The organism is Vibrio sp. 378, from assembly GCF_033339435.1.
Genome location: NZ_JAWOUO010000590.1, coordinates 1 through 683 on the forward strand (window position 1 = coordinate 1; position 683 = coordinate 683).

Genomic DNA, 683 nt, shown 5'->3' on the forward strand with positions numbered 1-683 from the left:
TCACACTGGCTACTATAACGAAAAAGAAAAGCATCACGTCTTTACCATTACGCACATCACCATGCGTAAAGACCCAATTTATCACAGTACCTATACTGGTCGTCCGCCAGATGAGCCAGCGGTATTAGGCGTGGCACTGAATGAAGTATTCGTGCCAATTCTGCAAAAGCAATTCCCAGAGATTGAAGACTTCTATCTACCGCCAGAAGGTTGTTCGTATCGCATGGCCGTTGTAACTATGAAGAAGCAATACCCAGGTCATGCGAAGCGCGTGATGATGGGAGTGTGGTCCTTCTTGCGTCAGTTCATGTACACCAAGTTTGTGATTGTGTGTGATGAGTCGGTAAATGCGTGCGACTGGAATGACGTCGTCAAAGCGATGACCGAACATATGGATCCAGTGCGCGATACCTTGATGATAGACAACACGCCAATCGATTCTCTCGACTTTGCGTCGCCAGTGGTGGGGTTAGGTTCCAAAATGGGACTAGATGCGACTATCAAATGGGATGCGGAACTTGCAACACGTCCCCAAATCAGTAAGCAAGACAGTAAAGTAATAACAGAAGCCGATTTGGAATCACTGAAACAACAGCGTCCAGAGATCATTGATATCTATCTACCGCAAACAACCAATAATCGTTTTGCCGTCGTTACGATGAAGAAAGACCAAGCGGGCCAAT

1 protein-coding gene is annotated in these 683 nt (G+C 46.4%); it reads left to right on the top strand.

Annotation, left to right across the window (positions count from 1 at the left end; translation table 11 throughout):
* On the top strand, positions 1 to 683 hold a 683-nt coding region (locus R7Q48_RS27715), incomplete at both ends, for a UbiD family decarboxylase domain-containing protein (RefSeq protein ID WP_318133491.1).